Origin of the sequence: Pseudomonas sp. GW460-12-10-14-TSB1 (genome assembly GCF_017349775.1) — a bacterium.
Classification (GTDB): Bacteria; Pseudomonadota; Gammaproteobacteria; order Pseudomonadales; family Pseudomonadaceae; genus Aquipseudomonas; species Aquipseudomonas piscium.
In genome coordinates this window covers 159,110-182,323 of the sequence record NZ_JACNAC010000002.1, presented here as the reverse complement: position 1 = coordinate 182,323, position 23,214 = coordinate 159,110, and the positions used below count along the sequence as shown (strand labels likewise).

Annotated in this window: 25 protein-coding genes; 22 read left to right on the top strand and 3 right to left on the bottom strand. The window is 62.1% G+C overall.

The window, feature by feature from the left end; all coding sequences use genetic code 11:
- Nucleotides 1-61 precede the first annotated feature (61 nt).
- Nucleotides 62-751: a phosphate regulon transcriptional regulator PhoB gene (gene phoB, locus J4D52_RS02370; RefSeq protein ID WP_007896474.1), complete on the bottom strand. Its 690-nt coding sequence runs from the start codon at nucleotides 749-751 to the stop codon at nucleotides 62-64.
- Nucleotides 752-902: 151 nt separating this feature from the next.
- Here phoB and J4D52_RS02365 point away from each other — a divergent pair, with 151 nt between their 5' ends.
- Entirely contained in the window at nucleotides 903-1,286 is a 384-nt protein-coding gene (locus J4D52_RS02365; RefSeq protein WP_025806986.1) for a hypothetical protein, read from the top strand.
- A gap of 68 nt (nucleotides 1,287-1,354) precedes the next feature.
- Here J4D52_RS02365 and ubiA read toward each other — a convergent pair whose 3' ends face one another.
- Entirely contained in the window at nucleotides 1,355-2,245 is an 891-nt protein-coding gene (gene ubiA / locus J4D52_RS02360) for a 4-hydroxybenzoate octaprenyltransferase (RefSeq protein ID WP_102676123.1), read from the bottom strand.
- The gene (locus J4D52_RS02355; protein WP_102676124.1) at nucleotides 2,245-2,808 is read right to left on the bottom strand and encodes a chorismate lyase; all 564 of its coding nucleotides are present in this window, start codon (nucleotides 2,806-2,808) and stop codon (nucleotides 2,245-2,247) included. Before J4D52_RS02355 ends, ubiA begins: the two co-directional genes overlap by 1 nt.
- A gap of 216 nt (nucleotides 2,809-3,024) precedes the next feature.
- Between J4D52_RS02355 and J4D52_RS02350 the strand changes: the two genes are divergently transcribed.
- The 21 genes from J4D52_RS02350 (at nucleotide 3,025) to icmH (ending at nucleotide 23,208) form a co-directional block, all read left to right on the top strand.
- Complete coding sequence (locus tag J4D52_RS02350; RefSeq protein ID WP_007930291.1) at nucleotides 3,025-3,192, top strand: rubredoxin; 168 nt, start codon at nucleotides 3,025-3,027, stop codon at nucleotides 3,190-3,192.
- Nucleotides 3,193-3,230: 38 nt separating this feature from the next.
- Nucleotides 3,231-4,379, top strand: a complete 1,149-nt coding sequence (locus J4D52_RS02345; protein ID WP_102676125.1) for an NAD(P)/FAD-dependent oxidoreductase — start codon at nucleotides 3,231-3,233, stop codon at nucleotides 4,377-4,379.
- A 188-nt stretch (nucleotides 4,380-4,567) separates the two neighbouring features.
- Complete coding sequence (locus tag J4D52_RS02340; RefSeq protein WP_003213368.1) at nucleotides 4,568-4,843, top strand: HU family DNA-binding protein; 276 nt, start codon at nucleotides 4,568-4,570, stop codon at nucleotides 4,841-4,843.
- Nucleotides 4,844-5,473: 630 nt separating this feature from the next.
- On the top strand, nucleotides 5,474-7,030 hold the full coding sequence (gene tssA, locus J4D52_RS02335) for a type VI secretion system protein TssA (RefSeq protein ID WP_102676126.1): 1,557 nt from the start codon (nucleotides 5,474-5,476) through the stop codon (nucleotides 7,028-7,030).
- Between the two features lie 33 nt (nucleotides 7,031-7,063).
- On the top strand, nucleotides 7,064-7,567 hold the full coding sequence (gene tssB, locus J4D52_RS02330; protein ID WP_007930286.1) for a type VI secretion system contractile sheath small subunit: 504 nt from the start codon (nucleotides 7,064-7,066) through the stop codon (nucleotides 7,565-7,567).
- Between the two features lie 29 nt (nucleotides 7,568-7,596).
- Nucleotides 7,597-9,072 carry a type VI secretion system contractile sheath large subunit gene (gene tssC, locus J4D52_RS02325; RefSeq protein WP_007930285.1) on the top strand — a complete coding sequence of 492 codons (1,476 nt, stop codon included), beginning with the start codon at nucleotides 7,597-7,599 and terminating at the stop codon, nucleotides 9,070-9,072.
- A gap of 14 nt (nucleotides 9,073-9,086) precedes the next feature.
- The gene (gene tssE / locus J4D52_RS02320; RefSeq protein WP_007930282.1) at nucleotides 9,087-9,494 is read left to right on the top strand and encodes a type VI secretion system baseplate subunit TssE; all 408 of its coding nucleotides are present in this window, start codon (nucleotides 9,087-9,089) and stop codon (nucleotides 9,492-9,494) included.
- A 14-nt stretch (nucleotides 9,495-9,508) separates the two neighbouring features.
- Nucleotides 9,509-10,015 (top strand): PAAR domain-containing protein, encoded by a 507-nt coding sequence (locus tag J4D52_RS02315; RefSeq protein WP_036998079.1) that lies wholly within the window; start codon nucleotides 9,509-9,511, stop codon nucleotides 10,013-10,015.
- A gap of 3 nt (nucleotides 10,016-10,018) precedes the next feature.
- A complete protein-coding gene (locus J4D52_RS02310; RefSeq protein WP_025806992.1) occupies nucleotides 10,019-10,858 on the top strand; it encodes a hypothetical protein in 840 nt (279 codons plus the stop codon).
- The gene (locus J4D52_RS02305; protein ID WP_124303779.1) at nucleotides 10,824-11,177 is read left to right on the top strand and encodes a hypothetical protein; all 354 of its coding nucleotides are present in this window, start codon (nucleotides 10,824-10,826) and stop codon (nucleotides 11,175-11,177) included. Before J4D52_RS02310 ends, J4D52_RS02305 begins: the two co-directional genes overlap by 35 nt.
- A 131-nt stretch (nucleotides 11,178-11,308) precedes the next feature.
- A complete protein-coding gene (locus J4D52_RS02300) occupies nucleotides 11,309-11,629 on the top strand; it encodes a hypothetical protein (protein ID WP_173678519.1) in 321 nt (106 codons plus the stop codon).
- A gap of 20 nt (nucleotides 11,630-11,649) precedes the next feature.
- Complete coding sequence (locus J4D52_RS02295) at nucleotides 11,650-12,069, top strand: hypothetical protein (RefSeq protein WP_063433646.1); 420 nt, start codon at nucleotides 11,650-11,652, stop codon at nucleotides 12,067-12,069.
- Nucleotides 12,070-12,093: 24 nt separating this feature from the next.
- Entirely contained in the window at nucleotides 12,094-13,881 is a 1,788-nt protein-coding gene (gene tssF / locus J4D52_RS02290) for a type VI secretion system baseplate subunit TssF (RefSeq protein WP_063433411.1), read from the top strand.
- Nucleotides 13,845-14,852, top strand: coding sequence for a type VI secretion system baseplate subunit TssG (tssG, locus tag J4D52_RS02285; protein ID WP_007930277.1), 1,008 nt, complete (start codon nucleotides 13,845-13,847; stop codon nucleotides 14,850-14,852). The genes tssF and tssG overlap by 37 nt, the downstream gene beginning before the upstream one ends.
- 11 nt (nucleotides 14,853-14,863) lie before the next feature.
- On the top strand, nucleotides 14,864-17,518 hold the full coding sequence (tssH, locus tag J4D52_RS02280; protein WP_102676127.1) for a type VI secretion system ATPase TssH: 2,655 nt from the start codon (nucleotides 14,864-14,866) through the stop codon (nucleotides 17,516-17,518).
- A 10-nt stretch (nucleotides 17,519-17,528) separates the two neighbouring features.
- Nucleotides 17,529-19,046, top strand: a complete 1,518-nt coding sequence (locus tag J4D52_RS02275; RefSeq protein ID WP_102676128.1) for a sigma-54-dependent Fis family transcriptional regulator — start codon at nucleotides 17,529-17,531, stop codon at nucleotides 19,044-19,046.
- Nucleotides 19,047-19,141: 95 nt separating this feature from the next.
- Nucleotides 19,142-19,282: a hypothetical protein gene (locus J4D52_RS02270; RefSeq protein ID WP_007930271.1), complete on the top strand. Its 141-nt coding sequence runs from the start codon at nucleotides 19,142-19,144 to the stop codon at nucleotides 19,280-19,282.
- A 17-nt stretch (nucleotides 19,283-19,299) separates the two neighbouring features.
- On the top strand, nucleotides 19,300-20,493 hold the full coding sequence (gene tagH / locus J4D52_RS02265; protein ID WP_063433408.1) for a type VI secretion system-associated FHA domain protein TagH: 1,194 nt from the start codon (nucleotides 19,300-19,302) through the stop codon (nucleotides 20,491-20,493).
- Nucleotides 20,494-20,498: 5 nt separating this feature from the next.
- Nucleotides 20,499-20,999, top strand: a complete 501-nt coding sequence (gene tssJ, locus J4D52_RS02260) for a type VI secretion system lipoprotein TssJ (RefSeq protein ID WP_025807000.1) — start codon at nucleotides 20,499-20,501, stop codon at nucleotides 20,997-20,999.
- A 2-nt stretch (nucleotides 21,000-21,001) separates the two neighbouring features.
- Nucleotides 21,002-22,333, top strand: coding sequence for a type VI secretion system baseplate subunit TssK (gene tssK, locus J4D52_RS02255; RefSeq protein ID WP_007930267.1), 1,332 nt, complete (start codon nucleotides 21,002-21,004; stop codon nucleotides 22,331-22,333).
- Nucleotides 22,334-22,338: 5 nt separating this feature from the next.
- The gene (icmH, locus tag J4D52_RS02250; RefSeq protein ID WP_102676129.1) at nucleotides 22,339-23,208 is read left to right on the top strand and encodes a type IVB secretion system protein IcmH/DotU; all 870 of its coding nucleotides are present in this window, start codon (nucleotides 22,339-22,341) and stop codon (nucleotides 23,206-23,208) included.
- Nucleotides 23,209-23,214 lie beyond the last annotated feature (6 nt).

Genomic DNA, 23,214 nt, shown 5'->3' with positions numbered 1-23,214 from the left:
TGCCAGTTTTGGTTCACTTAACACGCGTCCTTGTAAGCGTCTGGCGAATAAGGGGCCGGCTTCAGGCCTTGGTGGAAAAACGGTAGCCGGTGCCGCGCACGGTTTGTACCAGATTCTCGTAGGCATCGCCCAAGGCTTTGCGCAGGCGGCGGATATGCACGTCGACGGTACGCTCTTCGACATAGACGTTGCCGCCCCAGACCTGATCCAGCAACTGGCCGCGGGTGTAGGCGCGTTCCTGGTGGGTCATGAAGAATTGCAGCAGGCGGTATTCGGTCGGGCCCATCTCGGCCGGTTTGCCGTCGATGGTCACGCGGTGGCTGATCGGGTCCAGCAGCAGGCCGCCGACTTCGATCGGCGCCTCGCCGTCGGTCGGGCCGGCGCGGCGCAGCACGGCCTTGAGGCGCGCTACCAGCTCGCGAGGGGAGAACGGCTTGGTGATGTAGTCGTCGGCGCCGACTTCCAGGCCCTGGATCTTGTTGTCCTCTTCGCCCTTGGCGGTGAGCATGATGATCGGGATGTCACCGGTCAGCTCATCGCGTTTCAGACGCCGGGCCAGTTCGATGCCGGAGGTGCCGGGCAGCATCCAGTCGAGCAGGATCAGGTCGGGCTTGCGGTCGACGATGATGGCATGGGCCTGCTGGGAGTTTTCCGCCTCCAGGCAGTCGTAGCCGGCCATTTCCAACGCAACGGCGATCATTTCGCGAATGGGCGCTTCGTCGTCAACGATCAGAATGCTCCTGCCAACCATGCTTAATCCTCTTGTCATTTAACTGTCTTGCGCCGCATTAGATAACGGAATTATTGCAGTCGTGTGACAGTATTTTAGGTGCTGGGGCGAGGGCTGCATTCATGGACTAAGCTTTGGGTCCGAATCCTGACAACCACCAAAGAAGGTTTCCATGACTCAACTCACGAAATCCTGCAAAGCCCTGTTGCTGAGCGCTGCGCTGGCCTTGCCCGGGCTGGCGTTCGCCGCGGAACCGGCGATGGTCAAAGATGGTATGTACGTCGACCACAAGGGCATGACCCTGTACACCTTTGCCAAGGATGCCGACGGCAAGTCCATGTGCAACGACAAGTGCGCCGCCAACTGGCCGCCGCTGATGGCCGCCAGCGGCGACAAGGCCATGGGCGAGTGGACCGTCATCAAGCGTGACGATGGCTCCATGCAGTGGGCCTACGACGGCAAGCCGCTGTACACCTTCGTGATGGACAAGAAAGCCGGTGACATGACCGGTGACGGCAAGATGGATGGCGCCTGGAAAGTGGCCAAGCCTGATTGACCGCAGTGTTTCATCGCGGGCAAGCCTCGCTCCTGTGCAGGAGCGAGGCTTGCCCGCGATAACGATTTTCAGCGAACCGCGTAGTCCATGACTATCCCCAGGAAAATCGCCAACCCTGCCCAGTGGTTATGCAGGAAGGCCTTGAAGCACTTCATCCGGTCGCGATCGCGGGTGTCCCAGAACTCCCAGGCAAAACAGCCGGCCGCGGCCAGCAAGCCGAGATGGAACCAGCCCCCCAGTTCGAAGCGCGCGCCTGCCAGCAGCAGGCAGCCCAGCGCCAGGCCCTGCAGGGTCAGAATGATTACCCGGTCGGCTTCGCCGAACAGGATCGCGGTGGATTTCACCCCGATCTTCAGGTCGTCGTCGCGGTCGGTCATCGCGTAATAGGTGTCATAACCCACGGTCCACAGCAGGTTGGCGATGTACAACAGCCAGGCGGTGGCCGGCAGCTCGCCGGTTTCGGCGGTGAAGGCCATCGGGATGCCCCAGGAGAACGCTGCGCCCAGCACCACTTGCGGGTAATAGGTGTAGCGCTTCATGAAGGGGTAGCTGGCCGCCAGGGCCAGGCCGCCCAGCGACAGCCAGATGGTTGCCGCGTTGGTGCACAGCACCAGCAGGAAGCTGATGAACATCAGCACGGCGAAGAACACCAGGGCTTCCTTGGAACTGATCTTGCCGCTGACCAGCGGACGCTGTTCGGTGCGCTTCACGTGGCCGTCGACCTTGCGGTCGGCCCAGTCGTTGATCACGCAGCCGCCAGCCCGGGTGAGGGTCACGCCGAGGACGAAAATCACGATATTGGCCAGCGATGGCGAGCCTTCGCCGGCAATCCACAGGGCCCAGAGGGTCGGCCAGAGCAGCAGGTAGATGCCGATCGGCTTGTCCATGCGGGTCAGCTGGATGAAGTCCCAGGCACGCGGGTTCAGGCGGTTGAGGGATTTGAGCAGGCTCTGATACATCAGCGGTTCTCCGGCTGGGCGCCGACGGCGCTCCACAGGGACGGCAGGAAGATTTCGGCGACCAGCACACTCAGGGTTGCGCGATCGAAGCGCGAACGGCGAGCCCAGAGGTCATCGGCTTGCACCTCGTCGGGCAGCCATGGGCGTGGGTAATGGCAGACCTCGATGGGGCGGCGCGCAAAGGCCTGGTCGCAGAACAGCAGTTCGCCCAGGGAGCGGCTGCCCAGTTCGTCCATGTTCAGCCCGCCATCCTGCAGGGCACTGCGGGCCGCCACGCTGCGGGCGAATACCCAGGCCTGGCCGTGACCGCGCAGATACACCTCGCGTACCCAGCCCTGGCTGTCCGGCGGCAGGTCCAGCGCGGCGCATTCGTCGGCGCGCAGGGTTTGCCAGCCCTCGACCAGCGGCGTCACGCTGAAACCGTCATTGGAGAGACGGGTCAGGCGCCGGGTCAGCGAACCTTCATCGAACAGCCAGTCGAGGGTTTGTGTGTCGGGGAGGGGCGTCAGCCGGCTTTGCGAGAGCCAGTCCGGGGTGGAAAATGAAGAGATTGAGTGCGGCACAGTGGGTCATTATTGGCAGCAAATGAGGCCGCGAGCTTAGCATGGCGACGAGTGATTTTGCCGCAATGGAGCGGCCGCCCGCAGCGAACGTGCTTGCATCCGTCGGTGCTCATCAGTACAAAACGCGCTGGGCCGGACACGCCCCCTGGCGTCATCCAGAGTCGATTCATCGACCATCCCGCCGGCAACAGCCTGAGAACCTGAGGAAATGCGTAAATGAAAAAGTGGCAATGTGTGGTCTGCGGCCTGATCTACAACGAAGCCGACGGCTGGCCGGACGACGGAATCTTGCCCGGTACCCGCTGGGAAGACGTGCCTGAAGACTGGCTCTGCCCGGATTGCGGAGTCGGCAAAATGGATTTCGAAATGATCGAAATCGGCTGATCACAACCTGTGATCCCCTGAACCTGAAGGAGTAAGGAATGAACGCACCTGTCGTCATCGTGGGCACTGGGCTGGCCGGCTACAACCTGGCCCGAGAGTTTCGCAAGCTCGATAGCGAAACGCCGCTGCTGCTGATTACCGCAGATGACGGACGTTCCTATTCCAAGCCGATGCTGTCCACCGGCTTTGGCAAGAACAAGGAAGCCGACGGCCTGAGCATGGCCGAACCCGGCGCCATGGCCGAGCAACTGAAGGCCGAGGTGCGCACCCATACCCGCATCAGCGGCATCGACCCTGGCCACAAGCGCCTGTGGATAGGTGAAGAAGCGGTGAGCTACCGCGACCTGATCCTCGCTTGGGGTGCGGAAACCGTGCGGGTACCGGTGGAGGGCGATGCCGGTGATCTGATCTTCCCGATCAACGACCTGGAAGACTACGCGCGCTTTCGCGCGGCTGCGGCCGGCAAGCGCCGGGTGCTGCTGCTGGGCGCCGGCCTGATCGGCTGCGAGTTCGCCAACGACCTGATCCTCGGCGGTTACGAGGTGGACCTGGTGGCACCTTGCGAGCAGGTCATGCCGACGCTGCTGCACCCTGCGGCGGCTGCCGCGGTACAGGCCGGGCTGGAAAGCCTGGGCGCGCGCTTCCACCTGGGGCCGGTGCTCAATCGCCTGCAGCGCACGGCGGATGGCCTTGAAGCGCATCTGTCCGATGGAGAGGTGATTGCCTGCGATCTGGTGGTGTCGGCAATCGGCCTGCGGCCGCGCATCGACCTGGCCGCCGCCGCAGGGGTGATGGTCAATCGTGGGGTGGTGGTGGACCGGCATCTCAAGACTTCCCACGCCAATATCTATGCCTTGGGTGACTGCGCCGAGGTCGATGGGCTGAATTTGCTGTACGTCATGCCCCTCATGGGTTGTGCGCGAGCGCTGGCACAAACCCTGGCTGGCAACCCGACGGCAGTCAGCTACGGCCCGATGCCGATCACCGTGAAAACCCCGGTCTGCCCGTTGGTGGTTTCGCCACCGCCACGCGGCCTGGAAGGCGTGTGGACGGTCGAAGGGCAGGGCGCCGACATCAAGGCGCTGTGCCGCGATGCCGGCGGCAAACTGCTGGGTTATGCGCTGACCGGGGCCGCGGTCATGGACAAACTGGCCCTGAACAAGGAGCTTCCCGGCTTGTTGGCCTAAATACTGGTCGTTCTGTCGGAATAATCATGTGTTTGCCACTACAAAGGTCGCGCAGAGACTGGCGCCACTCCTAACCGCGTGCCATCCTCACACCCGTCTGCCGCAGAGTAGAGCCTGCGGCGCCTTGGGCGCTGTTCCGGAAGAACAGCACGGACATAACAACAAAAAACCGTCAAAGAGGCTTCACTATGCGTAAACCAGAACTCGCCGCTGCAATTGCTGAAAAAGCGGATCTGACCAAAGAACAGGCCAACCGCGTTCTCAACGCCGTTCTCGAAGAAATCACCGGCGCCCTGCATCGTAAGGACAGTGTCACCCTGGTAGGTTTCGGAACCTTCCTGCAGCGTCACCGTGGCGCCCGTACCGGCAAGAACCCGCAAACCGGTGAGCCGGTGAAGATCAAGGCCAGCAACACCGTGGCCTTCAAGCCAGGCAAATCGCTGAAAGACAGCGTCAATCCATAACTGTTGCGAACTCCCTCGATAGCGGGGAGAACCGTATTGAAAAATGGGCAAGCCGATAACTCGGATGCCCATTTTTTATGGGTGGCTGTTCGCATATAAAGAACAGGAATGCCTAACGCAAGTTTCGTCAGAACTACATCTGTATTGTTCAAAAATCATACAGAGTGTTTGATAGCAAACTACCGTCTCAAGTGCCATCATATTGGTGGCACTTTCCGAAGTTGGGTGTTGTACGCGGACTGCACTATTTCATAAAAGTTCAGAATTAAGACTATTCCCATATCCGGCACTTTTCGACTCGGCATAGCATTGTCCCTTAATCATTGAATCGTGCTCTGGTTCATATCGTGCAAGGCTCTGGCTCGCGGCTCCTGGCGTTTCTGGTTGAAATAGGGATTCAACTGACGGTCTAGGGGGAACCCCTGTCATATATAAGGCAATCTCTTACGAGAAGCCGATGACAGTTCGTCTTGTTGTTTGAGGGGATGCTTGCTAGTGGCCATCATACTGATTACGATGCGCGCTCTTGAAAGAGCAGCGCTCAATTGGATGAGTACGCTCTTTGATACTGTCAAGCACGCGAAAAATGTCTCGCGGGCGTATAGACCGTAATCTCGAAAAAGGCCATGGATGTCCTACTCAAGCAAACTTTCTGCCCATTACCTCGAACTCGCCAAGGCCTCTATTTCCAAAGAGAGTTTTGCGGGCGAGGACGTTCGCTTCTCCAGCGAATACGAGGCGTTGGAAAGTGAGCTGGGCAAAGCCCAATCCATGCACGAAAGCGGTCAGATCGACTGGCTGAAAATCCTCGAAAACAGTGAAGCGCTGCTGCGTACCCAGTCCAAGGATCTGCGGGTGGCCGCCTGGCTTACCTGGGCCTTGTATCAGCGTGAATCCTTCCCCGGCCTGCTGGCCGGCTTTGGCCTTCTGCAGCACCTGTGCGAACAGCATTGGGCGCAGATCCACCCCGCCAAACTGCGTACCCGGTCTGCCGCCATCGGCTGGCTGGTGCCGCGTCTCGAGCAGGTGCTGGGCGAAAACGTCGCGATCAAGGAGCAGCTGCCGCTGTTCCGCCGTCTGGTGGAACATCTGGAAGGGCTCGACGCCGCGCTCACCGAGCATCTGGGCGACGATGCGCCCTTGCTGCTGCCGATCTGCCGGCGGCTGTCGACCATGGTCCAGCGCGCCGCCGACAACCAGCCGGAACCCGGCGCCGTAGGCACGGTGGTGGCGCAGGTCAAGCAGGCCGCGACCCAGCTGTTCACGCCCGGCGCGCCTATCGACAACGAAAAGGAAGCGCAGAAGGCCCTGCGGGCGTTGCAGGAAAACGCCCGCCCCTTGAGCGCCTGGTGGCTCAAGCAAAAGGCCACGGATGTGCGCGCCCTGCGCTTGAACCGCACCATGCTGTGGTTGCCCATCGATGCCGTCCCGGAGCGCAATGCCGAGCAGATCACCGCGTTGCGCGGGCTGCCGGCCGACAAGCTCAAGACCTATCAGGAGCGTTTTGCCAATGGGCAGTACGCCGACCTGCTGGTGGAGCTCGAAGCCAGCCTGGCCAGGGCGCCGTTCTGGTTCGACGGCCAGCGCATGGTCTGGGAATGTCTGCAAGGGCTGAACGCGGACCAGGCGATGCGCGAGGTGGAGTTTCACTTCGCACTCCTGTTGCAGCGCCTGCCGGGCGTGGTCGAGCTGCGTTTCCACGACGGCGCGCCTTTCGCCGATCCGGCCACCCGCAGTTGGATCAGCGCCCACGTCATGCCCCATCTGCAAAGCGCCAGCGCGCCGCGCAAGGTCGAAGCGACCGCCAGCCAGCCCGCCTGGGAAGAAGCCCTCGAAGAGGTATTGCCGATCCTGCGCAAGGACGGCCTCAAGGCCGCCGTGCAGATCCTCAAGCAAGGCCTGCAGAACGCCCATGGCGGGCGGGTGCGGTTTTTCTGGCAGTTCAGCCTGGCGCGGCTGTGCTTCATGGCCAAGAAATACGAGCTGGCCAAGACCCAGCTCGAAACCCTCGATCAAGAATTACTGAGCTCGGGCCTGCATGCCTGGGAGCCGGATCTTGCGTTGGAAGTGCTGCACCTCCTGCATAGCTGCTGTGAGTTGTTGCCGCAGAACCACGCAGTGCGAGAACGCAAGGAAGAGATTTATCGCAGGCTGTGCCACCTCGACCTCGAAGTGGTACTCGAATAGGCCCCAGGGCCAACAACCGCAAGGAGAAAAGCCATGGCCAAAGAAGGCTCGGTAGCCCCCAAGGAACGCATCAACGTCACCTTCAAACCCGCCACCGGCGGTGCTCAGGAAGAGATTGAACTGCCGTTGAAGCTACTGGCAATCGGTGATTACACCCAGCGCGTGGACGAGCGCAAAGTGGAAGACCGCAAGCCGATCAGCATCGACAAAATGACGTTCGACGAAGTGCTGGCCAAGCAGGAGCTGAGCCTGACGCTGAGCGTGCCTAACCGTCTTCAGGAAGAGGGCGACACCGAAGAGCTGGCGGTCAAGCTGCGCGTCAACTCGATGAAGGACTTCAACCCGGCCAGCCTGGTCGAGCAAGTGCCTGAGCTGAAAAAACTGATGGAACTGCGCGACGCGCTGGTGGCCCTCAAGGGTCCGCTGGGTAACGCCCCTGCATTCCGTAAAGCCATCGAAGGCGTACTCGCCGACGACGAATCGCGCGGTCGTGTACTCGGTGAGCTGGGCTTGAACGCCGCAGCCACCGAAGCCTGAGTCTCCATCAGTCAAGGAAGCCAAACACTATGAGCACTAGTGCAGCACAACAGAAAAGCAACGAGAACGGCGAGTACAGCATTCTCGACAGCATCATCGCCGAAACCCGCCTGACTCCGGACGACGAAGCCTACGACATCGCCAAGCGCGGCGTGTCGGCCTTCATCGAAGAGCTGCTCAAGCCTCAGAACGACGGCGAGCCGGTCAAGAAGGCCATGGTTGACCGCATGATCGCTGAGATCGATGCCAAGCTCAGCCGCCAGATGGACGAAATCCTTCACCACGAAGACTTCCAGTCCCTGGAGTCGGCCTGGCGTGGCCTGCAGTTGCTGGTCGACCGCACCAACTTCCGCGAAAACATCAAGATCGAAATCCTCAACGTTTCCAAGCAGGACCTGCTGGACGACTTCGAAGATTCGCCGGAAGTGATGCAGGCTGGCCTGTACAAGCACATCTACACCGCTGAATACGGCCAGTTCGGTGGCCAGCCGGTGGGCGCGATCATCGCCAACTACTTCATGTCGCCAAGCTCGCCAGACGTGAAGCTGATGCAGTACGTGTCCAGCGTTGCCTGCATGTCCCACGCGCCATTCATCGCCGCGGCCGGTCCGAAGTTCTTCGGCCTGGAAAGCTTCACCGGCCTGCCGGACCTGAAGGATCTGAAAGACCACTTCGAAGGCCCGCAATTCGCCAAATGGCAGAGCTTCCGCCAGTCGGAAGACTCGCGCTACATCGGCCTGACCGTACCGCGCTTCCTGCTGCGCAACCCGTACGATCCGGAAGAGAACCCGGTCAAATCCTTCGTCTACAAGGAAACCGTTGCCAACAGCCACGAACACTACCTGTGGGGCAACACCGCGTACGCGTTCGGTACCAAACTGACCGACAGCTTCGCCAAGTTCCGCTGGTGCCCGAACATCATCGGCCCGCAGAGCGGTGGCGCGGTAGAAGACCTGCCGTTGCACCACTTCGAAAGCATGGGCGAAATCGAAACCAAGATCCCGACTGAGGTTCTGGTTTCCGACCGTCGTGAATACGAACTGGCCGAGGAAGGCTTCATCTCCCTGACCATGCGCAAAGGCAGCGACAACGCGGCGTTCTTCTCCGCCAGCTCGGTACAGAAGCCGAAGTTCTTCGGCATCAGCGCGGAAGGCAAGGCTGCGGAGCTGAACTACAAGCTCGGTACCCAGCTGCCGTACATGATGATCGTCAACCGCCTGGCTCACTACCTGAAAGTGCTGCAGCGCGAGCAACTCGGTTCGTGGAAAGAACGTACCGACCTCGAGCTGGAACTCAACAAGTGGATCCGCCAGTACGTCGCCGACCAGGAAAACCCGAGCGCCGAAGTTCGTGGCCGCCGTCCGCTGCGCGCCGCGCAGATCATCGTCAGCGATGTGGAAGGTGAGCCGGGCTGGTACCGCGTCAGCCTGAACGTGCGTCCGCACTTCAAGTACATGGGTGCCGATTTCACCCTGTCGCTGGTTGGCAAGCTGGACAAAGAGTAACCAGGAGCTAGGTCATGACCGGATACGGCAGCCTTTTCGAACGCCTGAGTGGCGAGGCCGACAAACGTGTCGGCTGGAGCCGCGAGGTTTCCGCCATGGCGTCGGTGGCTGCCCATCTGGGCAAGATGCTCAGCACCCGTGCGGGCAGCGTGCAGACGCTGTCCGATTACGGGTTGCCCGATCTCAACGACATGCGCCTGAGTTTGCACGACGCCCTGAGCCAGGCTCGCCTGGCCATCGAAAGCTTCATCGAAGCCTACGAGCCGCGTCTGAGCAATGTGCGTGTCGTTTCCCTGCCGCGTGATCACGACCAGCTCAAGCTGGCTTTCAATATCGAAGGCCTGCTTGAGGTGGACGGGTTCAAGCGCCAGGTCAGTTTTTCCGCGCGCCTGGATGGCAGCGGACAGGTCAAGGTCAGTTAAGCAAGGAGAGGACGATGTCAGGTAAACCCGCAGCACGCGTCAGCGACCCCACCGCCTGCCCGCTCCCCGGCCACGCAACCAATCCGATCGCCGCCGGTTCCGGCGATGTGTTCTTCGACGGACTTCCGGCTGCCCGCCAAGGTGATGCCTCGGCCTGTGGCGGCGCGATGGCCAGCGCCTTGGCGACCACGGTGCTGATCAATGGCAAAGCCGCGGCTACCGTCGGTTCGGTGGGCACTCACGGCAATACAGTCACGGCTGGATCGGGGACGGTGATTATCGGTGACTCCCACTCGGCGGCGCCGTTTGTTCCTCCATCACCGCTGATTATTCCTGGATTTGATGAGCAGTTTGCGCTGACAGATGAGGCGGGAGCTCCGATTGCCAATCGCCGATATCTGCTTGTTCGCGAAGATGGCACGCAGGAAGAAGGGATTACCAATGATGCAGGGCTTACTCATCGGCTTGCTCGACATGAGCGAGCAGAGAAAGTCGAAGTCTACGTAGCAGCGGGAAGTTGATGAATGGCCACTGATACCATCAGCACTTCAAGTGGCACTTTCAAAAAAGTCACTACGGTGCAAAGTTCCCCTACCAAAGAGCTTGTCCCTAAGCCGGTTGTAGTTGAGCAAGGGCTGACCGTATTTTTGGGTGGCGCTGGGATGATTGGTGGTTATAACGCCGACATGATCAACGCATTTACCGAGATAGGCATCGCTAATTCTGTCTACGGAAACTATTCATCCTTGATCACTGGGGCGGATGAGTATGTCCATCCAATGGTTGATATGCTCGCCGACGCATCGGCGGTTATTTTTTACAATCAGGATAGTAGTAGGCCGGCAGAGTTTGAATATGACCAGTTGGGAGTTGTAAAAGAAAGAACCGATTTGTATGGTTTGGTCGCTGTTAAAAGCACTATGCCTGTTATAGAAAGCCAACCTGCGGATTTCTCCCTTGCTGCCATTGGCATATCAAAAAAGATTCCGACTTCTGGGCAGTTCAATATTGTCGGGTACTCATGGGGGGCGGTAATTGCAGCGCGTAGCGCTATGTATCATGCGCGCAAGGATATTACCGTCGATCACTTGGTTCTCATCGGTGCGCCGATCAATCAGGACTTGAAGGATGCGGTAACCGGGCATCCGAAAATAATCAAAACAATAATTATTGACCTGACGGATAAGGGCGATCCGATTTATGCCGGGATGACGGATGCCGAATTGGTTGGCGTTGCACCTGAGCTTGCGGGGCAGATGTCAGGCACTAACCAAGGGCACTTTTACTATTCAGGGGATGATGCAGACGGTCAATTAAGGCATCGGGAACTTGCAAAGCGGCTTTATGACGAAGGGCTTCGATAAAGTGATGCGATATTTCGTTATCTTCATTTCTCTTGTCATGCTGTCTTTGAGCTTTATCGATCCCAAAGCCCCGTGGGGGGTTAGTATCGATTTTATGGGCTTATTGCTCCCTCAGGCGGTGTATACATTTTTTTTCGTGGTTTGTATTTTTCTTTATCTTCCGATGATAGTTGTCGGTTTTTATTATTTTGTAAAAAGTGCAGTTCGTTTGGTCAAGTTTCGAGATCTCAGGGGTGGGTTCGAGCCGTTTATTTTGTTTGCGCTTATCGTGGTGAGTTTGAGCCGGTTCGGCGATTGGGTTGTTTATGAGATTTTCTAAATTCCAACCTTGTCGCTGCAATCAATGGGTGTCCCGTGAATTGTTCTAACGGGCCGATGCCAGCTATCGCTGCACCCTCGACGGGGGGCAAGGTGTTGCGACTCCTCAACGCATTCCTTTGTTCAGTCGGAGTGCTGACGATTCTGGTGCTGTCTGCGCTGCTGTTTACCTGGCAGCGGGATACCCCGCCAAAACTGTTCGCTCATCCCAATGCACTGTGGGTTGGCGCTGAGGATGGCGGTGTGTTCGTCGAAATCGCCAAGGCCGAGGCGCCGGATTATTACGTCGAGATTCGACACGAGAATGGGGACATCTGGGCTGAAGGCTGGATCCGCTACGACAGTAAAGATGGCTTCCCGCTGAGTGCCGCCGCCATCACCGGATTTGGTGGCGAGGCGCTTTATCTACAGACCAGCGTTGCGATGACGCCTGAAAAAGCGGAGGGCCGGTAATCATGAGAGAGGAGGTTCGCATGCTCAGCGCAGGCCGCCGTCGACTGCTTATTACAGCCCTGTGGATTCCGCTGGCCGTTCTCCTGCTGATGCTGCTGGACGAGTGCCTGAGGGGCACCCCCTTGACCCTCGAGTTGTTCGAAACCTACGCGTTGAGCATGGGCATTGCGGCGTACATCGCCTTTGCCCTTCTGGAGATGCGCCTGCTGCGTGGCAAGAGCGAGCAACAAGTACTCGCGCGGGTCTGGCTCGGGCCGTTGTTGTTCATCCCGTTTTACGCCACTTCGTGGATGCTTTTCCGGTTGGCAAAAATGCTTGGCGGTGTTGCCAGTGACGTTGCACCGATGTTTGGTTGGCTGGTTTTCATTCCGTGTGTGCTCATCGCGGGCTACGTGGTTTCCGGGCTGACGGTTGCGCTCTACAGGACGGTTTATTCATGAGATTCAATACCAGGCAGGTAACCCGTGTCCTTTAACCACTACTACCAAAGCGAACTCACCGCGCTGCGTCAGCTGGGTCGCCGTTTCGCCGAGCGTAGTCCGGCCCTGGCGCCGTTTCTCGGCCAGGCCGGGCGGGACCCGGATGTGGAGCGCCTGCTCGAAGGTTTCGCTTTCCTCACCGGTCGCCTGCGGCAGAAGCTCGATGACGAGCTGCCGGAGCTGAGCCACTCGCTGATGCACCTGCTGTGGCCGAACTACATGCGGCCGTTGCCGGCGTTCAGCATTTTGCAGTTCGACCCGCTGAAGCAGTCCGGGCCGGCCCTGCGTGTGGAGCGTGATACGCCGGTGGAGAGCAAGCCCATCGATGACGTGCGCTGCCGCTTCCGTACCTGCTACCCGACCGAAGTCCTGCCGCTGGACCTGACCGCGCTGAACTACTCGGTGAAAGGCGACGGCGCGCTGCTCAGCCTGCGCCTGGAGATGAGCTGCGACGGCCATCTCGGAGAGCTGAACCTGAGCCGCCTGCGCCTGCACCTGGCGGGCGAGCGCTATATCAGTCAGATGCTCTACCTGAGCCTGCTGCGCAACCTCGAAGGCATCGAGCTGGTGCCGCTGGGCATGGACGGCAAGCCGTTCCCCGGCGTCAGCGGCGACGCCATGTTGTTCAAGATGCCGGGCAACCGCGTGCAGCCGGTGGGCTTTGCCGAAGAAGAGGCGTTGATCCCGTATCCGCTGAACACCTTCCGCGGCTATCGCTACCTGCAGGAATATTTCGCCTTCCAGGACAAGTTCCTGTTCGTCGACCTGAACGGCCTGGACCTGCTCAAGTCGCTGCCGGAGGACACCCTCAAGCAGATGCACGGCCTGGAAGTGCGCTTCGACATTCGCAAGAGCGGCATCCAGCGCCTGCGGCCGACCCTGGACAACGTGAAGCTGTACTGCACGCCGATCGCCAACCTGTTCAAGCACGATGCGCTGCCGATCCGTCTCGATGGCAAGCAGGACGAGTACCTGCTGCTGCCGGCCGAGTACGACCTGGAAAACTGCGGTGTGTTCTCGGTGGAAACCGTCACCGGCTGGAAGCCCGGAGGCCTGGGTTACCAGGAATACGTGCCGTTCGAATCCTTCGAGCACGACCCGAGTTTCGACGTCCCGCAAAGCCGTCCGCACTACAGCATCCGCCAGCGTTCCTCGCTGCTGCACGATGGCCTGGACACCTACCTGAGCTTCGGCATCCGCCACACCGAGGCCCACGAGACCCTGTCCATCGAGCTGACCTGCACCAACCAGAACCTGCCGCGCCGGCTCAAGCTCGGCGAGATCAACCAGGCGTGCGAGGAAACCCCGGAATTCCTCAGTTTCCGCAATATCACCCCGGCCACCTCGAGCTACGCGCCACCGCTGAATCGCGACTTCCTGTGGAAGCTGATCAGCAACATGTCGCTCAACTATCTGTCGCTGGCCAACGTCGATGCGCTCAAGGTGATCCTGGAAACCTACGACTTGCCGCGCTACTACGACCAGCACCTGGAAAAGGTCAGCAAGCGCCTGCTGGGCGGGCTCAAGTCGATCCGCCACGAGCATGTCGACCGGCTGCATCGGGGCCTGCCGCTGCGCGGTCTGCGCACCGAGCTGACCATCGATCCGGAAGGTTATATCGGTGAAGGCGACATGTTCGTCTTCGCCTCGGTTCTCAACGAGTTTTTCGCTCTTTACGCCAGTCTCAACTCGTACCACGAGCTGCGGGTAAAAAGTACACAGGGAGAGGTGTACCAATGGACACCACGTATGGGTCTACAGCCCCTGCTTTAAGCGGGCTGACCCGGGTCATCCGCGAGTACTCGCTGTTCCAGGCCGTGCTGCTGGTGGTGGACCGGCTGCGCGACTCCCATCCGGGCCTGAGCGAAGAGGATCTCTACGACCAGCTGGAATTCCAGGCCAATCCGAGCCTGGGTTTCCCTGGCAGCGACGTCGATCGCGTGGAGTTTTTCGAAGAGCACGGGCAGATGCGCGCGCGCCTGCGGTTCAACCTGATCGGGCTGTTCGGCTCCGGCTCGCCGCTGCCGGCGTTTTACGGTGAGCAGGCCCTGGGTGACAGCGAGGACGGTAACCCGACCCGCAACTTCCTCGACCTGTTCCACCATCGCCTGCAGCGGCTGATGCTGCCGATCTGGCGCAAGTACCGCTACCGCGCCAGCTTCAAGAGCGGCGCGCTCGACCCGTTTTCCGCCCAGCTGTTCGCCCTGATCGGCCTCGGCGGCGAAGACATCCGCAAGGCCAAGGAGCTGAACTGGAAGCGCCTGCTGCCTTACCTCGGCCTGCTCAGCCTGCGGGCTCACTCGGCGGCGCTGATCGAGGCCGTGCTGCGTTACTACTTCAAGCACGCGGATCTGGTGATCGAGCAGTGCATCGAGCGCCGGGTGGAGATTCTCGAGGAGCAACGCAACCGCCTGGGCCGCGCCAACAGCCAGCTCGGCGAAGACCTGGTGCTGGGCGAAAGGGTGCGCGACCGCAGCGGCAAGTTCCGCATCCATATCCGCCAGCTCGACTGGCAGCGCTTCCACGAATTCCTGCCGATCGGTTTCGGCTACCAGCCGCTGTGCGCGCTGGTGCGGTTCACCCTGCGTGACCCGCTGGACTACGACATTCGCCTGGTCCTGCGCCAGGAAGAAATCCGCGAACTGCGCATCGGTGAGCAGAACGCCTGTCGCCTCGGGTGGACCAGTTGGCTCGGCCGCGAGCGCGCGGACGGCGTGGTGACCCTGGGCAGCAAAATTCATTAAGGACAGATGACATGATCAACGTAGACCTGCAGCAACTGATCCAGGCGCTGGACGCCGAAACCCGCCGTGACCTGGAAAGCTCCGCCGAACGCTGCGTCGCCCGTGGCGGCAGCAAGATCCTGGTCGAAGACCTGCTGCTGGGCCTGCTGGAGCGTCCGCAAGGCCTGCTCGCCCGCGCGTTGCAGGACGCCGAAGTGGATGCCGGTGAGCTGAGCGCGGCACTGCAATCGCGGGTCGAGCACAGCGCCTCGCGCAACCCGGTGTTCGCCCCGGAGCTGGTGCAGTGGCTGCAGGACGCCTTGCTGGTGGCCAACCTCGAACTGGGCCAGAGCCAGGTCGAGCAGGCGGCGCTGATCCTCGCGCTCCTGCGCAACCCGATGCGTTATGCCGGTAGCCGTTACCAGCCGCTGCTGGCCAAGCTGAACATCGAGCGCCTGAAGGATTTCGCCCTGTCGCAGAAGGAAGAGCCGGCCAGCGGCAAGCCGGCGGCGCCGGGCGAATCGCTGTTGCAGCGCTTCACCCACAACCTGACCCAGCAGGCGCGCGAGGGCAAGCTCGACCCGGTGCTGTGCCGCGATGGCGCGATCCGCCAGATGGTCGACATCCTCGCCCGGCGCCGCAAGAACAACCCGATCGTGGTCGGCGAAGCCGGCGTCGGTAAAACCGCGGTGGTCGAAGGCCTGGCCTCGCGCATCGCCGCCGGTGAAGTGCCGCAGGTGCTCAAGGGCGTCGAGCTGCTGTCGCTGGATATGGGACTGCTGCAGGCAGGCGCCAGTGTGAAGGGCGAGTTCGAGCGCCGCCTCAAGGGCGTGATCGACGAGGTCAAGGCTTCGCCGAAGCCGATCATTCTGTTTATCGATGAAGCCCACACCCTGATCGGCGCCGGCGGTAACGCGGGCGGTTCCGACGCGGCCAACCTGCTCAAGCCAGCCCTGGCCCGCGGCGAGCTGCGCACCATCGCCGCCACCACCTGGGCCGAGTACAAGAAGTACTTCGAGAAAGACCCGGCCCTGGCCCGGCGCTTCCAGCCGGTGCAGTTGCACGAGCCGACCGTCAGCGAGGCGGTGACCATCCTGCGTGGCCTGGCCCAGGTCTACGAGAAGAGCCACGGCATCTACCTGCGCGACGACGCGGTGGTGGCCGCGGCCGAACTGTCGGCCCGCTACCTGGCTGGCCGCCAGCTGCCGGACAAGGCGGTGGACGTGCTCGACACCGCCTGTGCCCGGGTGCGCATCAGCCTGGCGGCGGCGCCGGAGAGCCTGGAGCGCCTGCGTGGCGAGCTGGCCGAGGGCGGCCGTCAGCGTCAGGCGCTGCGCCGCGACGCCGAGGCCGGCCTGGCGATCGACCAGGATGCGCTGGATGCGCTGGAGACTCGTCTGGCCGAAGCCGAGGCCGAGCAGCAAGCCCTGGAAACCCTGTGGAGCGAACAACGCATTCTGGCCGAGCGTCTACTCGAACTGCGCCAGCAACTGGCCAAGGCCCGCGACGCGGCGAATCAGCCGCCACTGGTGTCGGTGGAAGAAGACGCCGAAGGTAGGGTGATCGAAACCCTCGCCGCTGAAGTGGAAGAGGGGCAGAGCGTCGAGGCGCTGGAAGCTGCCCTCAACGAAACCCATCGCGCCCTGAGCGATGCCCAGAGCCAGGAACGCCTGGTCAGCTTCGAAGTCTGCCCGCGCCTGGTAGCCGAAGTGATCAGCGCCTGGACCGGTGTGCCGCTGACGCAGCTGGCCCGTGAACACAACGCCAAGGTGGCGAGCTTCGCCACCGACCTGCGCACGCGCATTCGTGGTCAGGAGCAGGCGGTGCACGCGCTGGATCGTTCGATGCGCGCCACTGCCGCTGGCCTGAACAAGCCGGATGCTCCGGTGGGGGTATTCCTGCTGGTGGGCCCGAGCGGCGTCGGCAAGACCGAAACCGCCCTGGCCCTGGCCGACCTGTTGTACGGCGGTGATCGCTTCATCACCACCATCAACATGTCCGAGTTCCAGGAGAAGCACACCGTGTCGCGCCTGATCGGCGCGCCTCCAGGCTACGTCGGCTACGGCGAGGGCGGCATGCTCACCGAGGCGGTGCGGCAGAAACCCTATTCGGTGATTCTGCTCGACGAGGTCGAGAAAGCCGACCCGGACGTGCTCAACCTGTTCTATCAGATCTTCGACAAGGGCGTGGCCAACGACGGCGAAGGGCGCGAGATCGACTTCCGCAACACGCTGATCCTGATGACCTCGAACCTGGCCAGCGACCGTATCAGCGCCCTGTGCGAGAACGGCGAGCGGCCGAGCGCCGAGACCCTGGAAGAGACCATTCGCCCAGTCCTGAGCAAGCACTTCAAGCCGGCGCTGCTGGCGCGCATGCGCGTGGTGCCCTACTACCCGGTAGGTGGCCCGGTGCTGCGCGAGCTGATCGAAATCAAGCTGGGCCGCCTGGGCGAGCGCCTGAACCGGCGCCAGCTGGATTTCACTCACTGCCAGAATCTGGTCGACCACCTGGCCGAGCGTTGCACCCAGAGCGAAAGCGGCGCACGCCTGATCGACCACTTGCTCGACCTGCACGTACTGCCGCTGGTGGCCGACCGCCTGCTGGATGCCATGGCCACCGGCGAGAATCTCAAGCGCGTACACGCGACGCTCGACAGCAGCGGCGGCGTGACCTGCGAGTTCGCCTGAGGTGGGTGTGATGTTCACTCGTGTACCGCAACCGCTGATCTACGCCGAGGCGCTGCTGGCGCAGTTCGCCAGCCTGTCGCGGGCGGCCGACGGTGGCACGCTGCTGGGCGATTTCGTGCGCGGTGTGGCCGGGCTCAGCGGCTGCGAGCTGAGCCAGCTGTACCTGCTGGATGCCACCCATACCCGGCTGGGCCTGAGCGCCGAATGCCTGGGCGGCATCCTGCAACCGCGGGAAGCGGCGAGCCTGCCTGCGGACTACAACGGTGAGCAGCTGCTGCAGTTCGCCCTGTGCCAGAACCGCGTGGTGAGCCTGGTGGGGCTGAGTGGCAGCCTGCACGAAACCAGTTTCCTGCCGGCCCGTGAGACGCCCTGGCAGTCGCTGCTGTGCGTGCCGCTGGTGAACACGCAAAAGGCCGTCGAGGGCCTGCTGCTGTGCGCCAGTCGCGAACATATCGACCTGCAGGGCTTCGCCGATTCCATGGGCCAGCTGGGCTCGTTCGTGCTCGGGCAATTGCACCTGTTGCAACGCCTGCGTCGTCCGGTGGGTGACGCGGCGCCTGTGGCCAGCACCCCGGTCAGCGCCAGCGGCTACGGGTTGATCGGCAACAGCACGGCCATGCGCCAGACCTACCAGTTGATCAGCAAGGTGCTGCACAGCCCCTACACCGTATTGCTGCGCGGCGAGACCGGCACCGGCAAGGAAGTGGTGGCGCGGGCCATCCACGACTACGGCCCACGGCGCTCCCAGGCGTTCATCGTGCAGAACTGCGCGGCGTTCCCGGAGAACCTGCTGGAGAGCGAGCTGTTCGGCTACCGCAAGGGCGCCTTCACCGGTGCCGATCGCAACCGTCCGGGGCTGTTCGACGCGGCCAATGGCGGCACCCTGTTGCTGGACGAAATCGGCGACATGCCGCTGTCCCTGCAAGCCAAGCTGCTGCGCGTGTTGCAGGAGGGCGAGATCCGTCCGTTGGGTTCCAACGACACCCACAAGATCGACGTGCGCATCATCGCCGCGACCCACCGCGACCTGGCGGTGCTGGTCAGCGAAGGCAAGTTCCGCGAGGACCTGTACTACCGCCTGGCGCAGTTCCCGATCGAGTTGCCGGCCCTGCGCCAGCGCGAAGGCGACATCCTCGACCTGGCCCGGCACTTCGCCGACAAGGCCTGCGCCTTCCTGCAGCGCGACCCGGTGATCTGGTCGGAAACCGCCCTCAATCACCTGTCGGGCTACACCTTCCCGGGCAACGTGCGCGAGCTCAAGGGCCTGGTGGAACGGGCGGTGCTGCTGTGCGAAGGCGGCGAGCTGCTGGCCGAGCATTTCTCCCTGAGCAGCGAAGCGCTGCCGGAAGAGCCCGGCCTGAACCTGCGCGAACGCCTGGAGAAGGTCGAGCGTCACCTGTTGCTCGATTGCCTGCGCAAGAACGACGGCAACCAGACCCTGGCGGCCCGCGAGCTGGGCTTGCCCAGGCGCACGCTGCTGTACCGCCTCGGGCGGCTGAACATCAATCTTGGCGACTTCGAGGGTTAGCGCGACATGACTTCCCCCAGCGCCTTTTTCGTTTCGCCAAGCGTCGCCCGCAAGGGTCGGCGCTTTGTGCATTGTCTACCCATGGAGACCCTCTGATGTCTGTTCGTCACTGGCAAGCCGCCCTGCTGGCTCTGATCGTTCTCAGCGGCCTCGGCGGCTGTAGCGGCAATTACAAATTCAACGACAACACCTATCGCCCATTGGGTGATCCGCAGGCGGTCAATCGCGGCAAGTGACCGCAAGGAGCATCATCATGGAACTGGTTTTCGAAATGCTGAACACCAAGCAGTTCGTGCCCACGGAGTTGAGCAGCAAAACCTTCAAGCAGGCCGGTGGGGTGATCGGGCGGGGCGAGGATTGCGACTGGATCATTCCGGACCGCAAGCGTCACCTGTCCAATCACCACGCGATCGTCAGCTACCGCGACGGGGTGTTTTTCCTCACCGATACCAGCAGCAACGGTATCCAGGCCAGCGACAGCGGCGCGCGCCTGCGCAAGGGCGAGCCGCAGCGCATCGAGCACGGCAGCGTCTATGTGCTGGGGGATTTCGAGATCCGCGCGCGCCTGGTGCGCGATCCGGCGACCTTCGACACCGAAGTCGGGCGTCCGCAAGCCGCTGGCAGCATCATTCCCGATGACGCCTTCCTCGACCTCGACCCGCTCAACGCGCTGGACCAGCAGGAGCGGGTGTATTCGGAAATCGACGAACTGACCGCGCTCAACACGCCGCGCCAGGAACCACGGCAGCGCGCGGACTATGCGCGCATCGACATGGAAAGCCTGCTGGTGCCGGAACTGGTGGCGCAGCCCGAGGCGCCGGTCGCCGTCGAACCGGCCCCGGTGGAGCGCCAGCGCGAAGGTTTCTGGGAGCATTTCGGCGCGGCGCTGGGGGTGGACCTCAAAGGCCTCGATCACGACGCCCGCGAAGCCCTGGCGATCGATGCCGCGCGCCTGCTCAAGCAAAGCATCGGCGGCCTGCAGCAGAGCCTGCGCACCCGCAGCGAGCTGAAAAACGAACTGCGCCTGGCCCTGACCACCGCCCAGGGCGGCAGCAAGAACCCGCTCAAGTTTGCTGTGGACGCCAGCGAAGCGCTGGGCATCCTGCTGCAGGGCAACAAGCCCGGCCAGTTGCCGGCCGAGCAGGCGATCTCCCGCGCTTTCCGCGATCTGCAGGCGCACCAGGTGGCGCTGTTGACCGCCAGCCGCGCGGCCGTGCGCGGCACCCTCGAGCATTTCTCGCCGCAGCAGCTGACCCTGCGTTTCGAGCGCGACAACAAGCCGTTGCTGGCCACGTCCGGCAGCCGCTGGAGAGCCTACAACCGCTACCACCAGGCCCTGCGTCAGGACGATGACTGGAGCGAACGCCTGCTGGCCCGCGACTTCGCCCAGGCCTACGAAGAACAGATCCGCCTGATCTCCACCCTTCACACCGAACACCAAGGATGATGCGCATGTCTCGCTGCTCGACCCTGTTACTCAAGACGCTGGCTGCGCTGACCGCCCTGGTGTTGCTGGCCGGCTGCTCGTCGCTGTCGCCGTACTCGACCATGACCAAGCTCAACCTCAAGCTGACCGCCAGCGACCAGCTCAACCCGGACCTCAACGGTCGTCCGTCGCCGATCGTGGTGCGGCTGATCGAGCTCAAGCATCCGGTGGCCTTCGAGAACGCCGATTTCTTCAGCCTCTACGAGCGCGCCAAGGAGTCCCTGGCGCCGGACATGGTGGCCAGCGAAGAACTGGAGCTGCGCCCGGGTGAAACCGTGGAACTCAAGCTCAGCGTCGAAGAAGGCAGCCGCTACGTCGGCGTGCTGGCGGCCTACCGCGATATCTCCGAAGCCCAGTGGCGCTATGTGGTGCAGCTCACTCCGGTGGAACTGACCGAAGCCGATCTGACCCTCGACCAGGCCGGCATCCGCACCAGCAACGCAACGCTCGCCAAGGCGGACAAGTAATCATGAACGTGCATAAAGTCATTTGGCAGGAAGGCATGTTGCTGCGCCCGCAGCACTTCCAGCACAACGATCGCTACTACGACTACCAGATGAAGACCCGTACCCAGTTGCTGGGCAGTTATTCCTGGGGTTTCCTGAGCCTGGAGATCGACCTGCAGTTCCTCAACATGGGCAAGCTGGTGATCAGCCAGGCCTCCGGCATCCTGCCCGACGGCAGCCTGTTCGAACTGGGTGGCAACACCGAGCCGCTGGCCCTCGACGTGCCGCCGAACACCGGCAACACCCCGGTCTACCTGGCCTTGCCGCTGGTGACCGGCAACCACATCGAGTCGCGCCGTCCGGAGCAGTCCGACGTGCTGGCGCGCTACACCGCCTACGAGGCGGAAGTGGCCGACTCCAACGCCGGCGACGACTCCAGCAGCCAGGTCAGCTGCGCCCGGCCGGACTTCCGCCTGCTGCTCGGCGAGCAACAGAGCGACCAGGCCTATGTGAAGCTCAAGCTCTGTGAAGTCCTCGACACCACGCCCGACGGGGTGATCAGCCTCGACCCGGACTTCGTGCCGACCTTCATTCACGCCCATGCCTCGAGCTACCTGCTGTCGTGCCTGAAGGAAGTGATCAGCATGCTCAGCCACCGTGGCGACACCATTGCCGACCGGATTCGTTCCAACGGCAAGGTCGGTGGCGCCGAAGTCGGCGACTTCATGATGCTGCAACTGATCAACCGCACCGAACTGCTGCTGCGCCACTACCTGGGCCTGGAGCAGGTGCACCCGGAAGAGCTGTACCGCACGCTGCTGACCATGCTCGGCGATCTGGCGACCTTCGCCAGCGACAGCAAGCGCCCGCGCCTGGACAGCCGCTACCAGCACAGCGACCAGGGCGCGAGCTTCCGCAAGTTGATGGATGCGATCCGCCAGGTGCTGTCGATGGTGCTCGAACAGCACGCCATCGAGCTGGTACTGCAGGCGCGCCAGTACGGGATCATCGTGTCGCCGCTGCACGACCACAAGCTGCTGGGTTCGGCCTCGTTTGTCCTGGCCGCCAGTGCCAACTGCGACTCCGAAGAACTGCGCCATCGCTTGCCGGCGCACCTCAAGGTCGGCCCGGTGGAGCGCATTCGCCAGCTGGTCAACCTGCACCTGCCGGGGATCAAGGTCAAACCCTTGCCGGTGGCGCCACGGCAGATCGCGTTCCACTCCAACAAAACCTATTTCATCCTCGAACTCAGTTCCGAAGACCTGGCGCAACTGGAGCGTTCCGGCGGTTTCGCCTTCCACGTGTCCGGCGAATTCGCCGAGCTTGAACTGAAATTCTGGGCCATCAGGAACTGACTGACATGATCAAGGACATGGAACACAACCAGGACGACAAGACCGTCCTGCTCGATCGCCAGGGCCATGGCCCGGCGCAGAGTCCGCTGACCGATTTCGCCGCGCCGCCGCGCTTCGAGCAACTGGAAGAACGAATGATCTACGCCGCGCGCCTGCGCCCGGCCGAGGCCTTCAACATCAGCCTGAACGCGCTGGTGGCGGCGGCCTCCGATCTGTTGTCGGAAGTGGTGCGTCTCAAGCACAGCGACACCCGCGAAGACCTGTACGCGCTCAACGAGCGCCTGACCTCGGCCCTGAAACTGTTCGAGGTGCGCGCCCTGCACAACGGCGCCGAAAGCAGCCAGGTCATGGCCGCCCGCTACGTGCTGTGCACCGTGGTTGACGAGGCGGTGGTCACTACCCCCTGGGGCAATGAAAGCGAGTGGTCGCAGATGAGCCTGCTCAGCAGCTTCCACAACGAGACCTTTGGTGGCGAGAAGTTCTTCCAGCTGCTGGATCGGCTGTCGAAGAACCCGGTCAAGCACCTGCCGATGCTGGAACTGATGTACCTGTGCCTGTCGCTGGGCTTCGAGGGCAAGTACCGGGTCATGGCCCGCGGCATGCTCGAACTCGAAGGCATCCGCGATGCGCTGTACCGGCAGATCCGTCAGCTGCGTGGCGATGTGCCGCGCGAGCTGTCACCGCATTGGGAAGGCTTGCACGACAAGCGCCGCAGCCTGGTGCGTATCGTGCCGTGGTGGATGGTCGCGCTGTTCACGGTGGTCTGCCTGGTGGTGATGTATTCGGGGTTCGCCTGGGTTCTGGGCGAGCAGCGCGAGACCGTTCTGCAACCTTATCAGCAGCTTGACCCGGCCGTGGTCCAGCCCCAGCAGTAATACAGG

Bases quoted from the DNA above. Each gene is read 5' to 3' on its own strand.
- phoB (WP_007896474.1), bottom strand. From the start codon at position 751: ATGGTTGGCAGGAGCATTCTGATCGTTGACGACGAAGCGCCCATTCGC.
- J4D52_RS02365 (WP_025806986.1), top strand. From the start codon at position 903: ATGACTCAACTCACGAAATCCTGCAAAGCCCTGTTGCTGAGCGCTGCG.
- ubiA (WP_102676123.1), bottom strand. From the start codon at position 2,245: ATGTATCAGAGCCTGCTCAAATCCCTCAACCGCCTGAACCCGCGTGCC.
- J4D52_RS02350 (WP_007930291.1), top strand. From the start codon at position 3,025: ATGAAAAAGTGGCAATGTGTGGTCTGCGGCCTGATCTACAACGAAGCC.
- J4D52_RS02345 (WP_102676125.1), top strand. From the start codon at position 3,231: ATGAACGCACCTGTCGTCATCGTGGGCACTGGGCTGGCCGGCTACAAC.
- J4D52_RS02340 (WP_003213368.1), top strand. From the start codon at position 4,568: ATGCGTAAACCAGAACTCGCCGCTGCAATTGCTGAAAAAGCGGATCTG.
- tssA (WP_102676126.1), top strand. From the start codon at position 5,474: ATGTCCTACTCAAGCAAACTTTCTGCCCATTACCTCGAACTCGCCAAG.
- tssB (WP_007930286.1), top strand. From the start codon at position 7,064: ATGGCCAAAGAAGGCTCGGTAGCCCCCAAGGAACGCATCAACGTCACC.
- tssC (WP_007930285.1), top strand. From the start codon at position 7,597: ATGAGCACTAGTGCAGCACAACAGAAAAGCAACGAGAACGGCGAGTAC.
- tssE (WP_007930282.1), top strand. From the start codon at position 9,087: ATGACCGGATACGGCAGCCTTTTCGAACGCCTGAGTGGCGAGGCCGAC.
- J4D52_RS02315 (WP_036998079.1), top strand. From the start codon at position 9,509: ATGTCAGGTAAACCCGCAGCACGCGTCAGCGACCCCACCGCCTGCCCG.
- J4D52_RS02310 (WP_025806992.1), top strand. From the start codon at position 10,019: ATGGCCACTGATACCATCAGCACTTCAAGTGGCACTTTCAAAAAAGTC.
- J4D52_RS02295 (WP_063433646.1), top strand. From the start codon at position 11,650: ATGCTCAGCGCAGGCCGCCGTCGACTGCTTATTACAGCCCTGTGGATT.
- tssG (WP_007930277.1), top strand. From the start codon at position 13,845: ATGGACACCACGTATGGGTCTACAGCCCCTGCTTTAAGCGGGCTGACC.
- tssH (WP_102676127.1), top strand. From the start codon at position 14,864: ATGATCAACGTAGACCTGCAGCAACTGATCCAGGCGCTGGACGCCGAA.
- J4D52_RS02275 (WP_102676128.1), top strand. From the start codon at position 17,529: ATGTTCACTCGTGTACCGCAACCGCTGATCTACGCCGAGGCGCTGCTG.
- J4D52_RS02270 (WP_007930271.1), top strand. From the start codon at position 19,142: ATGTCTGTTCGTCACTGGCAAGCCGCCCTGCTGGCTCTGATCGTTCTC.
- tagH (WP_063433408.1), top strand. From the start codon at position 19,300: ATGGAACTGGTTTTCGAAATGCTGAACACCAAGCAGTTCGTGCCCACG.
- tssJ (WP_025807000.1), top strand. From the start codon at position 20,499: ATGTCTCGCTGCTCGACCCTGTTACTCAAGACGCTGGCTGCGCTGACC.
- tssK (WP_007930267.1), top strand. From the start codon at position 21,002: ATGAACGTGCATAAAGTCATTTGGCAGGAAGGCATGTTGCTGCGCCCG.
- icmH (WP_102676129.1), top strand. From the start codon at position 22,339: ATGATCAAGGACATGGAACACAACCAGGACGACAAGACCGTCCTGCTC.